This is a genomic window from Bacillus bruguierae (assembly GCF_037104725.1).
Taxonomy (GTDB): domain Bacteria; phylum Bacillota; class Bacilli; order Bacillales; family Bacillaceae_G; genus Bacillus_A; species Bacillus_A bruguierae.
The window spans coordinates 22,889-38,102 of record NZ_JBAWSX010000004.1 but is presented as its reverse complement, the minus strand read 5'-3'; the positions used below and the strand labels follow the sequence as shown (position 1 = coordinate 38,102).

The following is a 15,214-nucleotide window of genomic DNA, read 5'->3' as shown; positions in this document are numbered from 1 at the left end:
GGATGCATTCTTTCTGTACGCTCTTTAATTCGAATTATTTGACTCGCGGCCTAACCATGTATGATTCGTTATGTCGGACGGAAGAATGTTTCACGCTTTTTATATTTTGCTTTGATGATTTGGCTTACGAGATGCTTAGAAGTTTAAATCTTAAAAATGCAGTGTTAATTACACTAAATGAATTTGAAACGGATGAATTGAAAGAGGTGAAGAAACTTCGATCGGAGGCAGAATATTGTTGGACTTGTACCCCTCATGTAATCCGCCATGTACTGGACAATTATGACGTGAAAGAGGTTACTTATCTTGATGCAGATTTGTATTTTTTTAATAAGCCGTCAATTCTGCTAGACGAATTTCACCAAAGCAATTGTTCGGTAATGATCACTGAACATAGATATAGTCCAGAATATGATCAAAGTGATACATTCGGTATATATTGTGTTCAATTTATAACATTCAAAGCGGATAATCATGGTCTTAAAGTTCTGCAGTGGTGGGAGGATCGTTGCCTGGAATGGTGCTATAACAGAGTAGAAGACGGAAAATTTGGCGACCAAAAATATCTTGATCGATGGCCAGATTTATTTGTAGGGGTCCATGTTTTACAACACTTAGGCGGCGGTGTTGCTTGTTGGAACATACAGCAGTACGAGGTTACGGATGGCCCTCAAGTCTGTGGAGTGCCGATTGTGTTTTATCATTTTCATCAATTGAGATGGGACACCGCATATCAGTTTGATTATGGAGTCTATGAACTTTCGCAAGAGGCTATATCGCTCATCTATGGCCCGTATATACAAGCTTTACGTGAGCAAATAGATATGATTGTTCAGTTATACGATCAATTCAAAGACAATTATACTAAGGATAATTCGGAATATGACATTACCGGAGCTCTTAAGTAGTTAGCACTGAAAAAATCGATTTTTGTTTTGTCTCTCTTTCTTATTTACAGCGAAACAGAGCATCTACCCAAGTATTTATATACAAGTTAAAAAACACATAAAACCCTCTTTCTTTTGAGGGGAACGAGAGCATCTGGCCATGCATAGAAACGGTCAGGGCCTTTTCCTACCACATGCAAGGCTTAAAACAAAAGGAGAAAGCAAGTAGTATTCATGTTGTATTCTGCACGGCAGCGACTTATATGTCGGAAAAATAAAATGGATTTATATAGTATCAGTTATCCTGTACGTTTTTTTAATTTTAATCGTTTTGTGAATCAATATGATAAGGTGGACAGTACGGAGTCTTTCTTTTGAACAATGTGAATTGCATGATGGGTTCCGGGCCCAGAGTAGAATTGTTTTACTCAAAAGAAAATCATAGACAGAGGGTGGGATAAGAACATGTCCGAAGTTCAATATGGTTTCTGCGGAAATTATGGATCGTGGGAGGAAGCATTGCAGCATTCAAGAGGGTACGACGATCCTGCTATTTTAGAAAAAGTAAAACATGCACTCTTAAAAGTAAAATCAGGGGAAAGCGTCTACGAGAGAGATTCTGTTCTCTTTGATGAAGTTCAATACTCGTATCCCTTGCTCACGTATTTGCTTTTTATTGCATCTGAAAATAGACAAAGACTAAGTATTCTCGATTTCGGAGGGTCATTGGGATCTTCTTATTTTCAATGTCGAAAATTTATGAGGCACTTAAGGAAATTAAAGTGGAACATCGTCGAACAAAAACATTATGTAGAATGTGGCCGGGAACGGTTTCAAGATGATGTTCTAAAATTTTATGATCGGATTGAGGAGTGCTGTAACGCAGAAAGTCCGGATGTGATTCTATTGTCTGGAGTTTTTCAATGTTTGGAAAATCCATATGAAGTTTTGTCTGAAGTGATGGGTTATGAGTTTGAGTATATTATTTTTGACCGTACCCCTTTTATTAATCAGCCAGATCGGATTACAGTACAGAGGGTTCCACCTGAAATCTATGAATCCAGTTATCCTATCTGGTTTTTTAATTACGATCGATTTCACAATTTTTTTAATGATCGATACGAGCTGATAGACGAAACCGATTCATTCGAAAAGGATCAATTGGAGGATGGTGTACACTCTCAAAGCAAAGTAATGTTATTTCGAAGGCTTTAACAGCTTGATTTGAATAATGTGAAGAGTCAGTGCGTTATAGCAGCAAGTGATAGTTTGAAATGCATGAATCATAACCCCTGCAACAGTATAGTGGCAGGGGTAGATGAATCTCTTAACTACAAGACTGAAAACTTACTCTGACTATGAAGAAATATATCATCATATTCTAATTTTTCTACTAATCTGTAACCTTGCATTGTTAGATATTCTTCCACATTTTTTGTTTGGTAATTATTTTCTACTGTGATACATTCAATCTTTACCTTTTTAAAATCGATTGATTGAAGAACACTCAATTCAGATCCTTCGGTATCAATACTGCAGAAATCAATATGGGTAACATTATGAGTATCTAAAATCGACTGCAACGGAAATGTTTTAACTTTAATAACTTCCGAACTTCCATTAGAACCTTGAATTTCTATGTCTATTCTATTTTTATGTCTGGAATCATATTCATTAACTAGGCCACTAAGCATTTCTGTGTTTGTCGGCCCCTGTACTCGTAAGAAGTCCTGATATCCATCTTCAAAGAATATCGCTCCTTCTATACAAATACACTCCCTATTTTTTCTCAATAATTGATACACTTCTGGTAATGGCTCTACACAAATACCTTTCCAGTTTTTATGCTTTTCAAAAAAGTAGCTATTACTGTAACTTATCCCATCATGTGCTCCAATATCAACAAAAAAGCCATTTTCCATTCCACGAAATATTCTTTCATTTACATATTTATCCTGACCAATTTGACTATAATATTGCATAGTATCACCTTTTACTTTCCTTATTTTCACTATCTTTGCTTTTCTAGAAACCTAGTATAGGGAACTTCTGTTTTATTCCAGTGTTCTTTCTTTAATTTGTTCTACATCGGCCTTAAGCACAAAGTCTGGAGATACGTTGGTTTCTGGTCAGCTATAGAGTATATTTCCGCCGAGCTTTTGAAAATGAAACTCACGAATCGTATTTGTATTATTTTTAGGGGAGCGGATTCTTTGTACTTTTTTAAAACTTATTTAATCCGATTCCCCTGACCTCATTAGTGATAATAGCCATATCCATAAACATGTTGAGGACTCTAAGTCCCGAAAAACTTAATGACGACTACGCCATTTCCTGTACCGGCACCGGCAGTGTTCACTTGGTTTGTTCCGTTATTTAATGAACCGCCACCACCGCCGGCGCTGAAGCTTCCAATGGCTTGGGCGCTGCCACCGCTACCACCGCTGTAGCCACCACCACCGCCGCCATTTGCACCACCAGCACCACCACCGCCGAAACCGCCATCAGCTCCGAAAGTTCCGGGACTTCCGCCATCAGCTCCAGCGATAATATTCATACCGCCACCACCGCCGACAGTTCCTCCCGCACCGGCACTTCCAGTTCCGCCATTTGAGAAGATGCCAGCACCGCCGCCGCCGCCGCCGAAAGTCGTGTCAGTACCACCAGCACCACCGTTACCGTTAGCACCACCATTTCCGCCAAGCGGATTACCAGTAGTACCGTTTGGTGAGGTTGAAGCGTCTTGGCCAACGTTGACAACATCGACAGCACCACCGCCGCCGCCTGCTGCGACCAGCAGGGTTGATGGAGAAAGATCACCAAATCCGGATCCTCTCCATATAAAGGAGCCGCCACCACCACCGCCAGCCAATACACCTAGATTACTGTCCATACCTCCAACTAGTATTGCTAGTGGTTCTCCAGATATGACAGTGAAGTCACCTTGTATAAAAGCCCCTTTACCTGACGGTGAAGAAAAAGCTCCAAGGGAACCTGCCGCTCCTATTGCCTGGATTGTTGCAGAAGTTGCGCCTGGCGGGACAGTAGTTGTTTGAAGTCCTCCTGTAAAGGAAAAAATTTGTTGCGTTAAAAGTACTGGTGTTGGTGCTGGTGAAGTGTTTGTAATCAGATCTAATATGTTTTCAAATTTGAACTCTAGTAGCATTTCCTTCTTGATGACGTCACGAAGGGTTCTTTGAACACTCGAATCGATAGCAAGAAGATTGGATAAAGTAACCACTGGAGGGGAAGGTGCGATTCCGGTTTCTAATGTTCCTAAAACAAATTGAAGTTGCTCTGCCTGGGCATTGATAACATGGGCTAGAGCTAATTCTTCAAAGGCAATGGAAGCCAAAAGCAATGGTATTGTTTGAGGAGTACTAATAGAGATATTTGGTGTGATATTTGGGATTATTGGAAAAGACAATATAAGTTCACCTCTTTTGTAGGAAACTATCAAATGGATTGATTATGCGCATGCCTAGGTTTTCTGCTTTTGTCAGTTGCATGTACATAAATCTAGGTTAAAAGAAACGAAATAACAAAAGTCTGTTTAGTTATAGTTTATTCAATGAGTGTTTGAATGAATGAGTATTTGTCCATGGATAGAAGGAAATTTTTTTTGTTAAAAGAGCCCTTTTTGGTTCTGTTATAAGAAATCTATGAAATTCGGCTATACTGGTGCTAGCAATCTAAAAAGGGCTAGTTTCAGGTTGGTAATGTTTTTATTTGAGTAGGTTTTGTTTTTTCGTATCGATTATGCGCCTTTTTAGAATAGTAGTATCAATATGTTGAAATTTGATAGATTACTTATCATTAGTTTAAGGTTTCTATACCAAAATTGATTGAAGTGAACAGGAAGGAGTATTGTCACAAAAGTAACTTGTATGCTTTGAATCCCAACTATCTACTTGTTTATTGCTAAGAAGAACTGAAAGAGTGTGAAGAGATGAGATGCATTTATTTTAGAAGAGAGTGACTGTTGATTTTCTATTGGACAAGTATACACTTTCATAGTATCTAGTGTTTCTGCCGTTTTCTAGTATTTATATTCTGCATACTATACAAGAATAAAGAGTGAAAAGGGGGGATTTTTTTGGCATGTCTTAATAATCCAGTTTCAATTCCTATTTGTATTACTCTTAAATTTAATGTATTTAGTGGTTCAGGTAGTACAACTGTTGCCTGCAATAGTTGTACCGCTAGTACAATCTTTGACCCTGCAACTGGTGATTTAACTATCACTCAACCAGCAGTTGCTCATTTTACAATTGATGTTAACGACGACCTCTCAACTGCTGTTGTTTTCGTAGGATTGTCCTAACCTTAATTATAATTTTAGGGAAGCTTTGGAAACCTTTTAACCCGAAGCTTCTTTTTTTATTTTTCTTAGGTTAACCGTTTCTATTTTTTGTGCCATAACCATCTTTTTCGATAGATTGATAGTATCGGTATGTCTAGGTTTGCTAGATTTCTTGCATGAAAACCCAAAAATTTTAATCGATTTAGGCAAATGTCGTGACGATTAATACTTAGAACTCATATTAATACAATGGAGCGAAGCGGGACAGTTCCATTCAGGAATTAGAGATCCTATATAAGTTTAAATGAATGCTTCAACATCTGTACACGCGGATTTCTGTTTGAGACGCGTAAACTCGATTGGCAATTACATTTTCATTTCATTCAGCTTATATAGTTACTATGTGCGGAAGCGGGGTGATGTAAATTGGTGAAAAAGGCTGTAATACCGGCCGCAGGATACGGAACAAGAAATCTTCCCATCACGAAAGTTTTGCCTAAAGAAATGTTTCCCGTTGCAGGGCGTCCAGCAATTGACTATATCGTACGCGAAGCGGTTGAAGCGGGAATTGAGGAAATTTTGATTATCATCTCACGTTCTAAAAATATGGTTATGGACTACTTTGATCGTTCATTGGAATTGGAAATGTTCCTAAGTCAGGCTGAAAAGTCACACTTGATTCCGTTGTTGGAAACACCAAAAGTCCATATTCAATTCATCCGGCAATCTTATGCAAAAGGGCTGGGTGATGCTGTTTGTTTAGCAGAGCGGTTTGCAGGGAATGAACCATTCGCCGTTTTGCTTCCAGATCTACTTTTTATAAATGAGACAGCTAACGCACTCCAAAAAACGATAGCGGTTTATAATGAATACAAAGAGAGTGTAATCGGCGTGAAGGCCGTGAAAGAAGAGGATCTAAAGCTTTATGGCGTTATAAAAGGTACTGAACTTGCTGAAGGGTTATACGATATTACTGATATTATTGAAAAACCTCAAACTTCTCCTCCTTCAAATTTAGCTGTAATGGGGCGCTATGTTTTTACTCCTGAAATTTTCCCTTTTTTAAATGAGACACTCCCTGGAATCGGGAATGAAATTCAACTTACTGATGCAATAAAAAAGATGCTTACAAAGTATGAGGCTAAAGCACAAGTACTGGAAATGGACTGTTTCGACTTAGGGAAAAACGAAGAGTACATGACACTTTTAAATTATATGTTTAAGAAAAAATAAGTCTGATTGTATGAATGCCGTAAGGAGGAACATATGGACATCTTAGTAGTTGGTACAGGTTATGTAGGTACTACAACAGCTTTGATTTTTGCTGAACAAGGTCATAGGGTAACAGGACTGGATGTGGATACAAATAAAATTGAAAATTTACAAGCCGGGAAACTGCATTTTTATGAAACAGGTCTTGAAGAATTATTAAATAAGCATCTGCAACAGAAAAATATTGTATTTACTACAAATGTAGAAAAAGGAATTCAAAATAACGAAATTATTTATATTTGCGTAGGGACACCGCAAAAGGAGGATGGGAGCGCCAATTTGATATACGTAGAACAGGTGGCAAAATCTATTGGAAAGCTGATGAACGGCTACAAAACAGTGGTAACAAAAAGTACAGTTCCGGTAGGGACAGCTGAAAAGGTAACAGAATGGATTAAAGAATCCCAAATAACCCCATACGAATATGATGTTGTATCCAATCCTGAATTTTTACGAGAAGGATCGGCGCTATATGATGCATTACATCCTGATCGTATTGTTGTGGGGGCTCTGACAAAGAGAGCTTTTCAAAAAATGCGCGAAGTATTCGGAGCGGTGTCATTTCCTTATTTAGAAACAACTCCAAGAGCTTCCGAGTTAATTAAGTACGCAGCTAATTCGTTTTTAGCATTAAAAATTTCCTATATTAATGAACTGGCAAGATTGTGTGACCGACTGAATATAAATGTTAGGGATGTAGCAAAAGGAATGGGGTTAGACAAAAGGATTGGAACAAGTTTTTTAGAGGCCGGCATAGGGTATGGAGGGTCGTGTTTTCCGAAGGATGTAAATGCTCTATTGGATGCAGCGAATCAATATGGAGTCACACTATCTATTCTAAAAAGCGCTATAAACGTAAATAAAACGCAGCCTTTTTATGTTTTGGAGAAGATGAAACAGGTACTTGGCAGTTTGAAAGGGAAAACAATTGCCATTCTAGGGCTGTCTTTTAAAGCGAATACAGATGATATAAGGGAAGCTTCTTCTTTGATTGTTATTGACTATTTATTAAAAGAAGGAGTAAATATCAAAATTCACGATCCTGTGGTTACGTTATCTTCTTCGTGCTTCAAGCAATATGAGACAGTAGAAGAAACAGTCACAAATGCGGATGCTGTTTTAATTTGTACCGATTGGTCCCAATATAAGGATTTTGCCTGGGAAACAATAAAAGATAAGATTGCCAATCCGATTATTTTTGACGGAAGGAATTGTTTAAACGCTGAAAAAATCAAGCACTCAGGATTTATCTATAGAGGCGTTGCGTATCCTTAATGTATACAAGAGTGGCTATGGAAGGATAAGGAATTGTTAAACCAGTATAGGTTGTATACTTCAAATTTAATGGAAACAGTCCGTTATTCTTATAAAAAAATAAAAATCTATTTATCTATTAAATGAACGTTTTTATTTGGGGTTTATCCCGTAAAAGCTCGGTTGGGCGGGCTTTTCATCAGTGGGGGATGAAGAAAATCCAAACTGATGGAAGTTTCACTTTATTGTTAATCTATATAAATCCATTTTAATTTTTCAACATCTTTGTCTAGTTTTGCCTCCTAAGCCTTCATGTCTAAGAACCTTCCACACGAGAAGGTAAAAAACAACTTCTGTGTGAAAGAACCTTAGCCAACGGGCCTAAACAGTCGGCTCCGCTTTTCTTTATGATCCAGCTCCAGCGGTTAGAACAGTCGGTGGCTTCGCGTCTTCCGCCGAGGCAAAAAGCGCCTCTATGTCAGAAGCTCCATCCTCCTCTTGTTCTGAGCGAGCTGCTTCCGCTTTTCTTTATAAGTCGTTGCTACGCAGAATACAACATGACCATTACTTGCTTTCTCCTTTTGTTTTAAACCTTGCATGTGAAAGAAAAAGACCCTGACCGCTTCTATGCATGGCCAGATGCTCTTGCCCGCCTAAAAAGAAAGAGGGTTTTTATATCGATTTTTAATTTGTATTTATATATTTTAAAGAAGGGGGAGAATGTCATGCTAGTTTCCGTAGTAACAGCTGTTTACAACGGAGAAGAGTACCTTCAGGAATGCATTGAGAGCATTTTGAATCAAACATATACAGAATTTGAATACATCATTGTGAATGATGGATCGACAGACAGGACAAAGGAAATGTTAGATGCTGTACAAGATACAAGAGTCAGAGTGATGCATTTAGAAAGAAATTATGGGGCTGCGTTCTGCCTCAATCAAGGAATCAATCAAGCAGAGGGGAAATGGATTGCTGTCCAAGACGCCGATGATATGAGTGCTCCAACGAGACTGGAGGAACAGATCGATTATTTAACAAGTCATCCCCAAGCTATTGGAGTAAGTTCTTTTGTTAAAGGAATAGCAGGAAAGAAACCTGTGTCAGAAAAACTTTTGTATGCCCATGAGTTCCATTTCAACAAGGTATTATCTAAAGAAGAAGTTTATACGTCAAGATTTTTGACATGTTATGTATGCCATGGTTCAGTCATGTTTTCAAAAGAAGTGTTCTGCCGCTTGGGTGGGTATAATCCCCTCTTTAAAATAGTGTACGACCGCGACCTATGGTTCCGGATGTTTGAAATTGCACCATTTGAAAAGATACCTAAGGTGTTGTATTACTATCGTGTTCTCCCTGATTCTCTTAGTCATGGTAACCCTGATGAAGTAAATAAAGAATTATTATTGGCTACAACAGCGGGTATACGAGATGTCATCTATCGCAATAAAGGATATCTTCATAATGAGAGTCCTAATGTCATCGTAGTGGCATCTCGAAATAAATGTGAATTTTTCAAGGAAAATATTGCTCCTCATGTCGATATGAATGTTCAAAGGTATATTAATCCTAGCAGAAAAATGAAGGAATGGGGATTTAAGGGGTTGTTGAATGAAGGGATCAACGATGGTGTACTGGTAATGAATGATTATCAATCGAATCGTTTCATGAAAAAACTTATTCATAAAGGATTAAAAATGAATAAGCATATTTTTAGGATTGAATAGCAATATGTATTCAGAAAAGAAGGTGAGCATATGATACTAGTTTTAGGTGGAGCCGGCTATATAGGCAGTCATGCAGTAAAAGAATTATTAGATAGAGGATATCATGTATTGGTTATTGACAACCTTTCGACAGGGCATCGTCACTCGGTGGATATGAGAGCTGTATTTGTAGAAGGTAATATAGGGGACTGTATGCTTTTGGAACGAATTTTTACTCAATACAATATTGAAGTTGTTATGCATTTTGCCGCAAGCTGCCTAGTTGGCGAATCCATATCCAAACCGCTTGAATATTATGAGAACAATGTTATAAATACCTTTCACTTATTAAAGGTAATGATAAAGAATAACATTAAGAAGATAATTTTTTCCTCTACTTGTGCTACATATGGATTGGCTGAAACCGAATTCTTGAATGAAGAATCTCCTCCATCGCCGATTAATCCATACGGACGTTCTAAATTAATTGTTGAACAAATGATAGATGATTGCTTTAAAGTATGCGGATTAGAGTATATAATTCTTCGTTACTTTAACGTTGCGGGCGCTGATTTTTCTGGTCGAATCGGGGAACATCATGACCCTGAAACACATCTTATTCCGAATATTTTTTTGCACCTGTTGGGAAAATCAAAACATATAGCTGTATTTGGGAATGACTTTCGTACTGTGGATGGAACTTGTATACGTGATTATATCCATGTACTTGATTTGGTAGAGGCACATATATTATCGCTGCAAGCATTGCTAAATTCCTCATCTGTAGGGAAAGTTTACAACATAGGTAATAATAAAGGGTATTCGGTTAAACAGATTATTGAAGAGTGTGAGAGATTAACAAATAAGAAAGCAACCATTGTATATGAGGAAAGAAGAGAAGGAGATCCTCCTTATTTAGTTGCATCCGCAAAAAAGATTGGTGAGGAACTCGGCTGGGTGCCTAAGTATTCTTTAGAAGACATGCTTCGTTCTGCATGGCAATGGCATAGGAATAATCCGGATGGGTATAACAACTGAGATTTAGACATGATTTTATCATGACCTCTCTTCGGCACCCCTTTTTGTTTACTGGAATTTAAGATAAGCCTATGTGAATGACAGATGTTGATACAAAACTGGTTTTAACGGACAAAAGCCCTGTCATTCATCTTGTTTAAAACATAGTCTGATAAGGATTAGGGAAAATTCTTTTAGTCTATTAAATGTAAGGGGAGCTGCTTAATGTTTGTATCTGTTGTAATGGCTGTTTATAATGGTGAGTATTTTATACAAGAAGCAATTAACAGCATCCTTTCACAATCATATGAGTATTACGAATTGATTATAATTAATGATGCTTCAACGGATGATACTTCAAAGATTTTAGATGAAATTACAGATCCTAGAGTCAAAATAATACATCTTTCGAGTAATCATGGAGCAGCTCAGGCACTTAACATAGGTATTGAGCATGCAAACGGGGAATGGATTGCAATTCATGATGCGGACGATATAAGTGTTTCTAACCGTCTAGAAACACAAGTTGCTTACCTTTCAAAACGTCCTGATCTAATTGCAATAGGTTCTTGGATTAAGTGTATCTCAGGTGATAATCAAGTATTGGAGAATGAGCTTCAATACTTTGAGATGGGAAGAAATTGCATTACGGTGGATTCTGACATAGCTTCTATTTTATATCATGGTTGTCCATTAACTCATGGAAGTGTAATGTTTTCAAGAAACGCTTATGTGACAGCTGGAAAATATGATGCTAACTTAAAAATTGCTTATGATTATGATTTATGGACTAGGCTCATTACGTTAGGCCGAATAGAAAATGTTCCTGAAGTACTTTATTACTACCGAAGATATAATGAATCGCTATCTAATAAGAATATGCATGAAACAGTGAAAGAATTATTTTACTCATTTTCAAAATATGTTCGAAATACAATTTATAACTATAGGGAGGATTATCCAAAATTTGTTGTGGTTGGAAGTAAAATAGGCTGTGAATTATTTGTAGAGCAGTCAAAATCATCACTTGAAATTCCATTAATGATTTATAAGAAGGAAAGAAGTTATCTCCCACAGCTCAAGTCGTGGTTCAAAAGAGGGGAATTAGACGGAGTGATTTTATTAGATAGTACCGTTCATAAGCATGGACTGATTAGGTCGTTAAAAAGGTATGGAATGGAATATAATCGAAACATTTTCGAATTTTATAGTGGTGATCTGTAATAAAAAATGATTATTGAGGTGATTCCGTGTCATGCAATTGTCATAGTTATCAACATAAGTTTTTGAGTACTTATGAAGTACTTGGTATTTTAGAGGAAGCGATAAATAAGAAAGAGGCATTTTCATTGACCCGATTTTCACATGCAGAAATTTCTTGTTTAAGTCGGAAGTGTAATCGGGAATTATTTCATTTAATGAATGATCTTCGATTATATAACGGTTTTAATGGGACTATTGAATCTACAGCAAGAAAGGTATTAAAATCTCTTCAAACAACAAATGTGACAGGGCTAATTAGGCAGGACTGTGAAGATAGTGGGGATTTTTGGTATGGGAATACTAAAAAATTGCTCCATCACCTACGCTTTGTTCCTAAAATAATATGCTCAGTCTGGGTAACGCATGAAATGATAAAGGAACAAAAGTTTTGGGAACTCCTTCAAAATAAAAAGATAGCTATTATTGGTAGACGTGCACAAGAAGCCATACCGTATTTTCAAGAAAAACATGTGAATGTAACTATTGCTTTACCATTAGAAGGAACAAATCATATAGGGGAATTGCATCAATATTTATCAAAGAGCAATGATTGGGACATTGCTTTACTATCTGCAGGTATACCAGCGACTATCTTAACACCAATGCTAGCCAATTCAACAGGGCGAATCGTTATCGATTTCGGCCACGCACTTGATATGGTCATTGATGGAGATAGCTTTGATTTTAATGAAATATTTAAACAGTGGAAGAATCAGCAGAATTAGGGATGTTTCAAATCATTCTATTGCAACATATGGAATGTCAAATGGGTCTCAATAAGTAGAAAGCAGCTTTTCTTATAAAGATAAGCTGCTTTCTACTATAAATTAAGTTTCTTTTTATATGCATCAATTGTAAGCTGTAACCCTTTTTCTAAACTGATCCGAGGTTCCCATCCTAAAATTTTCTTAGCTTTTTCAATACTCGGTCTTCTTTGTTTTGGATCATCTTGTGGTAATGGATGAAAAGAAATTAAACTCGATGATTTTGTGAGGTCCTTCGCTAAATATGCTACATCTATAATTGTATATTCTATAGGATTTCCAATATTAATTATTTCTCCGTTTGCTGCATCCTTCTCCATCATTAACATAAGTCCTGCAATTGTATCTGTTACATAACAAAATGAGCGTGTTTGTAAACCGTCTCCGTATACAGTAATGTCTTTTCCATTTAGTGCCTGTGTTACAAAGTTGGAGATAACTCTTCCATCATCATTTCGTAATCCGGCTGAATACGTATTAAAGATTCTAGCTACTTTAACAGAAACGTTGTAAAGAGAATGGTATAAATAACATAGAACTTCTCCCATTCGTTTCGATTCATCATAACAAGCTCTTGGTCCCCATGTATTTACATTTCCTCTATATGTTTCATGTTGAGGATGAACTTCAGGGTCTCCATAAGCTTCACTTGTACTTGTATATACAATTTTTGCATTGGTTCGTTTTGCAAGTTCTAGCATATTTTTTGTACCAGATATATTTACATCTATCGTATCTAATGGAGTAGATTGATAAAATTTTGGAGAAGCAGGAGAAGCAAGGTGATAGATTTCATCTGCTGATAATAGTGATACTAGCTGTAAAATATCGGATGATGATACGTCAGCTTTTAGAAATTTGAAATTACTATTATGAATGATTTCTTGCAAGTTTTCCATATTTCCGGTAGATAAATTATCTAATCCTATTATGAAAATTCCATTTGTATTCAAAAGTGTCTTGGCTAAATAAGAGCCAAGAAAACCAGCCACTCCAGTAATCACAACTGTTTTTGTCAATTTGTTCACCTCGTGCCGTTGTGTATAAACGTATGTTTTATCTTACTACTTGCGGGCAGTAAGGTTCTGTGCAGGAAGTAAAGAAGTTAAAGGGGAGATAAACTGCCTGTAAATCCCGATTGGTTCCATTCATCTCCACTAATGGAAGTCTCACTTTATTAGCTGTAAAACAATTCATCAATATAGTATATGAACGATGGAATGGAACGTTCTGGGAGGTTTTTGGAATATACGATGCATGTGATTCGTATGATATTATAAACGCGGTTTGTTTAGGAATGTATGGCCCTATAGGGTAATAAAGTGAAAATTCCATCCGAGGGGGGGGGCTTACTGCCCACGAATAGCGGGATAAATAATAAAGGGGGGGAATTTATCGTCTCAATTATTACGGTTACAAAGCGTAAACATTTTTGTGAGAATGTTTTTAATAATTATAAGCGGCAACGGTATAAGGACAAAGAATTAATTATTATATTGAATGATGATGCTATGGATATAGACAATTGGCGGAAAAAAGCGCAGGAGAGTGAAAATGTTCGTGTTTTTCAACTGGAAAATAGTATTACTCTTGGAGAGTGCTATAACTTCGCTATTCCGAAGGCTAAATACGAGTATATTGCAAAATTTGATGACGATGATTATTACTCCCCGTATTATTTAGAAGAAGCAATGAAGGGATTACAAGTAAGTGGTGCAGATATGATTGGAAAGAGTACGATCTTTATTTATTATCTTAGTAATCAAGTATTAACTCTTTTTAACGAAAAGAAAGAGTTTATTGAGTTATACCGGGAAGAAGAATTATATGAAAAATATTTAGTAGGTGCTACTTTTGTATTTAAAAAGGAAATATTTCCAAATGTAATGTTTGAAAAAGTAAATGATGGAGAGGATACGCTTTTCTTGAAGGCTTGTTTAAATAGAGGTTTTAAATTATTTAGCACTTCTAAATATAACTATGTGTATATTCGTTATCCTAACATCCATCATCATACTTCTACATTTCAAGAACATAAACTTTTTCCGAAATCAATAGCGCTGAAAAGAATCAATAATTTTCAAGAATATGTTGAGTGCAGTCCAAAGGATATCTTTAAGTAACTATATGTAGGTGCTTGTAAAAAAGAACAGTAAGTCGAGCAGAGGAGGGAAAATGATGAGGAAGGAGAAAAGTTTTTCTTTAGAACAACCGCCACTTCTTTATACTACCCAACCAAAATCCTCACAACCAGTGGGGGGGATGCAAAAGGTTTTTGTCATCAAACAACATCAATTAGACTTAGCGAAGAAAAAGAAAACTAAAAATAAAAAGGAAAGTTTAGTAAATACCTCTAATTCAGAAGCGAAAAGTGAAGAAACAAAGGCACAAGTAGAAGAAATACTTTTTCAGGATGAAAAAGAAAGTATTTCAGTTGATAGTGAAGTAGAAGTAGAGAGTGAGGGAGTGAAAAAGAAACTTTTTTCACAAATGACCAACGTAGAAAAAATTAATTATATAGTAAATAGACCACATTATATTCCTAATGCCCAGTGTATAGTTAGAACAAAGAAGGATATATATATTGGATATATCCTATCATTTGAAAAAAATGTTTTGAAAATGAGAAGTAGTACTTACTTTAGTGCTATTATGATAGAACTTGCGGATATTGTGACCATACAACTGAAAGGATTAGAGTAAATAGAAAAGCGGTAGAAAAATTCTACCGCTTATAGTTTTTAAGTT

At 36.6% G+C, this 15,214-nt stretch carries 14 protein-coding genes; 11 read left to right on the top strand and 3 right to left on the bottom strand.

The features are described 5' to 3' along the window. Positions 1-2 precede the first annotated feature (2 nt). Both WAZ07_RS08915 and WAZ07_RS08910 read left to right on the top strand, forming a co-directional pair. Positions 3-908, top strand: coding sequence for a hypothetical protein (locus WAZ07_RS08915; RefSeq protein WP_336472146.1), 906 nt, complete (start codon positions 3-5; stop codon positions 906-908). Positions 909-1,352: 444 nt separating this feature from the next. Beyond that, the gene (locus WAZ07_RS08910; RefSeq protein ID WP_336472145.1) at positions 1,353-2,102 is read left to right on the top strand and encodes a methyltransferase, TIGR04325 family; all 750 of its coding nucleotides are present in this window, start codon (positions 1,353-1,355) and stop codon (positions 2,100-2,102) included. A gap of 116 nt (positions 2,103-2,218) precedes the next feature. Here the strand turns inward: WAZ07_RS08910 and WAZ07_RS08905 are convergent, their stop codons facing one another. Both WAZ07_RS08905 and WAZ07_RS08900 read right to left on the bottom strand, forming a co-directional pair. Beyond that, positions 2,219-2,869 carry an FkbM family methyltransferase gene (locus WAZ07_RS08905; RefSeq protein WP_336472144.1) on the bottom strand — a complete coding sequence of 217 codons (651 nt, stop codon included), beginning with the start codon at positions 2,867-2,869 and terminating at the stop codon, positions 2,219-2,221. 314 nt (positions 2,870-3,183) lie between these two features. Then, entirely contained in the window at positions 3,184-4,314 is a 1,131-nt protein-coding gene (locus tag WAZ07_RS08900) for a hypothetical protein (protein WP_336472143.1), read from the bottom strand. A gap of 669 nt (positions 4,315-4,983) precedes the next feature. Here WAZ07_RS08900 and WAZ07_RS08895 point away from each other — a divergent pair. The 7 genes from WAZ07_RS08895 (at position 4,984) to WAZ07_RS08865 (ending at position 12,427) form a co-directional block, all read left to right on the top strand. Next, positions 4,984-5,211, top strand: coding sequence for a hypothetical protein (locus WAZ07_RS08895; RefSeq protein ID WP_090915076.1), 228 nt, complete (start codon positions 4,984-4,986; stop codon positions 5,209-5,211). 405 nt (positions 5,212-5,616) lie between these two features. Continuing rightward, positions 5,617-6,423 (top strand): UTP--glucose-1-phosphate uridylyltransferase, encoded by an 807-nt coding sequence (locus WAZ07_RS08890; RefSeq protein WP_336472142.1) that lies wholly within the window; start codon positions 5,617-5,619, stop codon positions 6,421-6,423. Positions 6,424-6,456: 33 nt separating this feature from the next. Next, the gene (locus WAZ07_RS08885; RefSeq protein WP_336472141.1) at positions 6,457-7,737 is read left to right on the top strand and encodes a UDP-glucose dehydrogenase family protein; all 1,281 of its coding nucleotides are present in this window, start codon (positions 6,457-6,459) and stop codon (positions 7,735-7,737) included. Positions 7,738-8,441: 704 nt separating this feature from the next. Continuing rightward, positions 8,442-9,443, top strand: coding sequence for a glycosyltransferase family 2 protein (locus WAZ07_RS08880; RefSeq protein WP_336472140.1), 1,002 nt, complete (start codon positions 8,442-8,444; stop codon positions 9,441-9,443). A gap of 30 nt (positions 9,444-9,473) precedes the next feature. Continuing rightward, positions 9,474-10,460, top strand: a complete 987-nt coding sequence (gene galE / locus WAZ07_RS08875) for a UDP-glucose 4-epimerase GalE (protein ID WP_336472139.1) — start codon at positions 9,474-9,476, stop codon at positions 10,458-10,460. Between the two features lie 204 nt (positions 10,461-10,664). Further along, positions 10,665-11,663, top strand: a complete 999-nt coding sequence (locus tag WAZ07_RS08870; protein WP_336472138.1) for a glycosyltransferase family 2 protein — start codon at positions 10,665-10,667, stop codon at positions 11,661-11,663. Between the two features lie 26 nt (positions 11,664-11,689). Continuing rightward, complete coding sequence (locus WAZ07_RS08865) at positions 11,690-12,427, top strand: GT-D fold domain-containing protein (protein ID WP_336472137.1); 738 nt, start codon at positions 11,690-11,692, stop codon at positions 12,425-12,427. A 95-nt stretch (positions 12,428-12,522) separates the two neighbouring features. On the opposite strand, the gene WAZ07_RS08860 is transcribed toward WAZ07_RS08865, so the two are convergent. Further along, complete coding sequence (locus tag WAZ07_RS08860) at positions 12,523-13,485, bottom strand: GDP-mannose 4,6-dehydratase (protein ID WP_336472136.1); 963 nt, start codon at positions 13,483-13,485, stop codon at positions 12,523-12,525. 303 nt (positions 13,486-13,788) lie between these two features. On the opposite strand from WAZ07_RS08860, the gene WAZ07_RS08855 reads away from it, so the two are divergent. Together WAZ07_RS08855 and WAZ07_RS08850 are read left to right on the top strand one after the other, a co-directional pair. Continuing rightward, on the top strand, positions 13,789-14,589 hold the full coding sequence (locus WAZ07_RS08855) for a glycosyltransferase (protein ID WP_336472135.1): 801 nt from the start codon (positions 13,789-13,791) through the stop codon (positions 14,587-14,589). A 52-nt stretch (positions 14,590-14,641) separates the two neighbouring features. After that, positions 14,642-15,169: a CotO family spore coat protein gene (locus WAZ07_RS08850; protein ID WP_336472134.1), complete on the top strand. Its 528-nt coding sequence runs from the start codon at positions 14,642-14,644 to the stop codon at positions 15,167-15,169. Positions 15,170-15,214 lie beyond the last annotated feature (45 nt).